At 44.1% G+C, this 5,349-nt stretch carries 5 protein-coding genes; 1 reads left to right on the top strand and 4 read right to left on the bottom strand.

Annotated features, from left to right (window positions below; translation table 11 throughout):
* The first annotated feature begins 78 nt into the window (after positions 1-78).
* A complete protein-coding gene (locus RMO79_RS12100; RefSeq protein ID WP_310483413.1) occupies positions 79-1,035 on the top strand; it encodes a nucleotidyl transferase AbiEii/AbiGii toxin family protein in 957 nt (318 codons plus the stop codon).
* A gap of 103 nt (positions 1,036-1,138) precedes the next feature.
* On the opposite strand, the gene RMO79_RS12095 is transcribed toward RMO79_RS12100, so the two are convergent.
* The 4 genes from RMO79_RS12095 to rimM all read right to left on the bottom strand — a co-directional run bounded on the left by RMO79_RS12095 (position 1,139) and on the right by rimM (position 5,346).
* The gene (locus RMO79_RS12095; protein WP_310483412.1) at positions 1,139-2,596 is read right to left on the bottom strand and encodes a hypothetical protein; all 1,458 of its coding nucleotides are present in this window, start codon (positions 2,594-2,596) and stop codon (positions 1,139-1,141) included.
* Between the two features lie 141 nt (positions 2,597-2,737).
* Positions 2,738-3,502 carry a TIGR03943 family putative permease subunit gene (locus tag RMO79_RS12090; protein WP_310483411.1) on the bottom strand — a complete coding sequence of 255 codons (765 nt, stop codon included), beginning with the start codon at positions 3,500-3,502 and terminating at the stop codon, positions 2,738-2,740.
* Positions 3,492-4,484: a permease gene (locus tag RMO79_RS12085; RefSeq protein WP_310483415.1), complete on the bottom strand. Its 993-nt coding sequence runs from the start codon at positions 4,482-4,484 to the stop codon at positions 3,492-3,494. The genes RMO79_RS12090 and RMO79_RS12085 overlap by 11 nt, the downstream gene beginning before the upstream one ends.
* 259 nt (positions 4,485-4,743) lie before the next feature.
* Positions 4,744-5,346: a ribosome maturation factor RimM gene (rimM, locus tag RMO79_RS12080; protein WP_396136581.1), complete on the bottom strand. Its 603-nt coding sequence runs from the start codon at positions 5,344-5,346 to the stop codon at positions 4,744-4,746.
* Between the last annotated feature and the right edge of the window lie 3 nt (positions 5,347-5,349).

Genomic DNA, 5,349 nt, shown 5'->3' with positions numbered 1-5,349 from the left:
CGATCGCATTTACTCGCCTACGTTCAACCTCGATTAGTCTGGGAATGTACCCTAATGAAAATTTCATAAGATCGAATTATGAATATTATGCAGCCTGCTAAACTACCTTTTCTAGAATTCCTCGGCTGGCAAATTGCAGATGTTTACCGCTTGAATCAGCTAGAAATGCTTACTAGTTACGAACGTGGTTGGCGGTATCGCCATATTGCAAATCTTTCTGCCAGTGAGTTGGCATTTATCCAGCAACTCGCATTAAATCGTAAATCTTGGTTGTCTAGTGAATTTATGAATTTTGAGATCGATCGTCATCAATTAATTTATCGCATTTTAGCAGGTTTGAATTGTGAATTTTTGAGTGAATGTCGAGCTTATTTTGGTGGGGGCACATTAATATCATTAGATCTTGGCGAATATCGCACTAGTAACGATGTTGATTTCATTTGTGAGGTAGGATCTGATTATCGTAAGCTACGCAATACAATTAGCGATCGAACTCCTCAGATATTGTTACAGGACAACTCCGATTTAGAAATTGAGCGATTTACCGCAGACCAGTATGGGATTAGAATGGCGATTGTTGTGGACGATATTCCGATTAAGACCGAAATTATTGCCGAAGCAAGATTCGATTTAGAGCCACCCCGTCAACCGAGTTGGTCGCCAGTTGAATGTTTGAGTATTACTGATTGTTTTACTAGTAAATTGCTAGCTAATGCCGACAGATATACAGATCGTAGCGTTCATTCTCGCGATTTGATCGATCTAGCTTTTTTAAGGACAGAGCGACCTATTCCACCTTTAGCAATTGAAAAAGCGGAAGCAGCCTATCGAGTTATACCACCCTTATCTGCTGCGTTAACTAAGTTTCAACAAGATGTCGATCTGAGATTTCACTGTTATGAGAATTTGACAATTACTAAAGCTTTTCGTTCTAAATTAATTGATGGTATCGACTTATTGGCAGGCGATCTGGGCTTAGATAAAACCACTAGAAATATTAGTGAATCGGGTGATGAAATTTTTCCATTTATCTAAATATCTGACGATCTTGCAATTACTATTCTGATTCAGATCTCCGACTTTTTTGAGAAGTTGGAGATCTGCACCTCACCAGTAATCAAACTAACTTGCATCGGTATTATGAAAGCCAGCGAGGATGCCAACCAGAAATAGGTAATCGATCGGCAGTTACAGGCTCAGTAAGTTCGCGGATATTGGGTGGAATTGGTAACAGCCATAAAATACCATGACTGCTGCCTTGAATAATCTGATTGGTACTCTCACCAAGATCGATTTGGTCGAACATTACGGCTAATCCATCGGGCGATAAACTCATCTGAAGTCCTTGCTGGATCGGTAACAGAGTCATCGATAGTATTTTTTGAGTTTTAATATCGATCGCGGCTAAAAATGGTTCTTCTTGACTGTTATTATTCTTAGTCTTGAGTTCGGTTGCCAAGCAGTAAATAATAGTTTTATCTGGAGAAAACTTGGCATCCCAAATCGAGCCAGTCGTTTTAAATATTTGCTGTTCGATGCCTTGATTATCGACTGAAAATAATGACTTAGTGTAGTCGCTATTATATTCCACCATTGCAGCGGCAGTACCGTCGGCTGCAAAACTCAGCACGTTACCAAATTTGGGTAAAAAATCGAGATTGCTACCTTCTGTCGGTACGATCGGAAAAATCGATACGCCTTCGCCTACTGCTGCAGCAACTTGAGTACTATCGGGAGTAATGACAAAATCGCCACTCTGTTTTAATTTAGTCGGAGCGGTAGATTTATCTAGCGATACTACCCACAACGCAAAATCACTAGGATTCTTGCGACTGACACGTTGCACGACTACTTTATTACCATCGGCGGAGAAATCGAATTTGACGTTTTGATATTCCTGATTATCAAAAATTAATTCGACTTTACCAGCCGGGTTGCTAGGAAGATTGCGATCGCGGGGAGCAATTCCAGTCGTGACGCTGTAAACTTGTTGACTGGCAATAGCTGGTTGTCCGTTTTGGAGTGTCTTAGCATCAGTGGCTGTAAAAACGATGGTTTGACTAGCACTATCGACTTTAAAATCGGTAACGACTAAATTCTCAGGGGTAACTAGCTGCGGTTTTTGAGTTTTAAAATTGTAAATCACAATCCGACCGCGTTCGGCTTCGCCGCTGCTAATATAAGCAAACATCCGATCGGGTGTTTTAAATCTGCCCTGAAACGGCACGATCTCTTTACCACTATCCTTGCCAAGTGTCTCTCTTACGCCTTGTAAATCGATTCGATACGAATTTCCGTATGGAGCTGGATTTGTCAGCGTATAAGCCATTCTAGACCCCGCCCAGCTAATTTTCCCAGGTAGCGGCGGTTGAATTTGGAGCTGTTTGGCAACCGCATCGCGATCGATCGGACGATTGAATGTGAGGGTAAATGCGGTATCTTCGGCACTAATATTCCGATTTTGCCAATTAAAATCGCGGACTTGCGGCAATGTGCGATCGCCACTCCACAGTAATATCAGGGTAGCAATTGCTAATCCTGCCATGAAAATAATCGCCATGCGATCGAGCGGTTGTGTGGGTTTACTGGGGTTCACGGGGAGGAGGGAGAAGTAAGAAGTAAGAAGTAAGAAGTAATTACTTAAAACCTGGAACGCAGTTCTAAAGCCTAAAGCCTAAAGCCTAAAACCTAAAGCCTAAAGCCTAAAGCCTAAAGCCTAAAGCCTAAAGCCTAAAGCCTATTCCTGATAAGGATTTTTGGGTGCGGAGATGGGTTTGAGTTCGGTGGCTTCGATGACGAGGCGACGACTACCAGAGAAGGTTTCGACGATCGCTTTACCTTTGACTTGCAACCAGCTATCTTGAGGATAGGATTGACGATCGCCTGTGAATTTGACCGGAATTGATACGGGGTAAGCATCTGCGGCGCAGCAGGTGATCACGAATCTCGACAGCATCAGATGATTAGCGGGAAGCCCTTTAGGATAAAGTACGAACCCATTAATATTAGCTTTTTGACCTAAATAGGCATCGGGTTCGGGGTAATTATTTAGCGTGCGGACCCAATCTACCAGAGTTTTGGAATCCGATCGAATATTGGTGCGGAAGGATTGAGTTTTGCTGCGGGTAACGGTGACTGATTCGGCAGAAACTCCCCGTTGAATGGCGGCTTGACTGGTAAAAAGTTTAGGCGTAATAATCAATCCGGCGATCGCGGTACCCAATAGTAACATTGTGGTGAAGCCTTGCGGTAGTAGGCTGCTGTGCAGTTCGGCAGAGCTAGCAATGGTACCTCGATACAATCGCCAGCTTTGAAATAAGCCGATTGCCAGTAAACAGCCGCCTGTAATGGTAACGAGTAGATAATAACTCGGATGAATTAGGATATATAAAGTCCCATCGATCGCATATTTGAGTAATAAAATTCCCCATGCGGTAATTGCCGTAATATCTAACCACGACTTACGCAGACTGGAGCGAGTAGTTGGGTTATTAACTGACATGGAAGTTTACAAATAGGGTCAGTAAGAAGGTAAGCTGAGTCGCGATCGCAAATAAGTAAAAGATGGCTTTAGGCTTAAATATCGATAGCATTAAACCGATACTTTTAAGATCGAACATCGGCCCAAACACGAGGAATGCGAGTAGCGAACCGCTCGTAAATGTGGCTGCAAATGAGAGTGCGAAAAAAGAATCGACAGTCGAACAAATTGAAATCGAGCCAGCTAAAATCATCATTACGATAATTGAAATAATCGGCCCCGATCCCAGGCTGACAATCAGTTCGCGTGGCGTGAGCGTCTGAATTGCCGCCGCTACCGCACTGCCCAAAATTAAAACTCCGCCTAATTCTCGCAGTTCTTGGACGATATTATCTATTACTAAATTAACATTAGCTCGCCACGATCGTTTAGGCTGCTGGATCGGGATTTGAGTCATGCGTTTTGTCGCCGTTCCCGCACCACCTAACATAAAATCGCCCCCATCGAGGAGGCTGACACTATTATTAAGTTTTGGTTCGGCGCGAATCGTCCCTAAAGCGATCGCAGGTTGTAAAATAGCTTTAACATCGGTTTGGACGCTAAAAATACAACCGACGATCGTTGCAATAATTAACGAAAATAACACTCGCAACACCACAATTTCTGGTCGATCGTGAAATGCAATCCAAGTAGACCATATTACGATCGGATTGACTGTCGGCGCGGCAATTAAAAAGCCAATCGCCACGGGTAGCGGGACTCCCTGCATAATCAATCTGCGCGCTACAGGCACATTTCCACACTCGCAAACGGGAAACAAAAACCCGATACAACTACCTGTAAATGCCCCCAATACGGGGTTTTTGGGCACATGAGCCAGCAACCATCGCTCGTCAATGCAAATCAACAAAATACTCGATAGCATCACTCCCAGCAGTAGAAACGGAATTGCCTCTACCAGCAAGCTCAAAAAGAGCGTAAATGCATTGTTAAGCTGTTCCATCTCGATCGTTAGTTCTTTGTGGTTGTTGTTGGCGATCGGCTCTAGAATGTTCCCATCCAATCTTTGTAACTGGTAGGGGCAATTCATGAATTGCCCCTACTTAAAGGTCTACGGTGGATAGACTTCGTTTCGAGATCCAAATCCCCCAACCCCCTTGGAAAGGGGGCTTTGAAAGTCACCCTTTTTAAGGGGGTTGGGGGGATTCAAGCCAGCTTCGCTTATTTCTAGAGTGTGTGCAGAATTGACTCATAGATCTGAGCTAATCCTCTTCCGGCTCTGCTTCCGAGTTAGGTAGATATAATTCCAACAATCCAGGTGGGGGGAGAATTTCGATCCGCCGATTGGCAAGATCGACAACCGGGACGATAACTGTCACAAATGGAATCATCGCCTCCGCCAATTTACCATCGCCAGTGGGAACATTTACTACCAAAATCTCATGCCCAGCGGTAAAAATATCTGCAACTACGCCAACTTCTAAACCGCTCACCTGATGAAACACCGACAAACCGATCAAATCCTGACTGTGATATTCTCCTGGTAACAGTTTCGGTCGATCGGTAGTTGGTAATAATAGCATTTGTCCCCGCAATTTTTCCGCCTGAGATCGATCTGCAATCCCATCTAATTTGACTACATACAAGTTTTTACCAGGGATTTGGTACCCCTTTTGCAATTGAATCGATCTCGGCTGGAGATCTTGACTGCCCCACAACCACCGTTCCCCCGCGCGCTCGAATCGTTCGGGAAAATCTGAGTTAGGATGAACCTTTACTTCCCCTTTAATGCCCTGTGCGCCGACGATCGCACCAATTTCCATCCAACCATCGGGCGGTACTAATTGAGCCTGTCTGGGGGCAATCTG

Origin of the sequence: Chamaesiphon sp. VAR_48_metabat_403 (assembly GCF_031422475.1) — a bacterium.
Taxonomy (GTDB): Bacteria; Cyanobacteriota; Cyanobacteriia; order Cyanobacteriales; family Chamaesiphonaceae; genus Chamaesiphon.
This window is presented reverse-complemented; position numbering and strand designations above follow the sequence as displayed.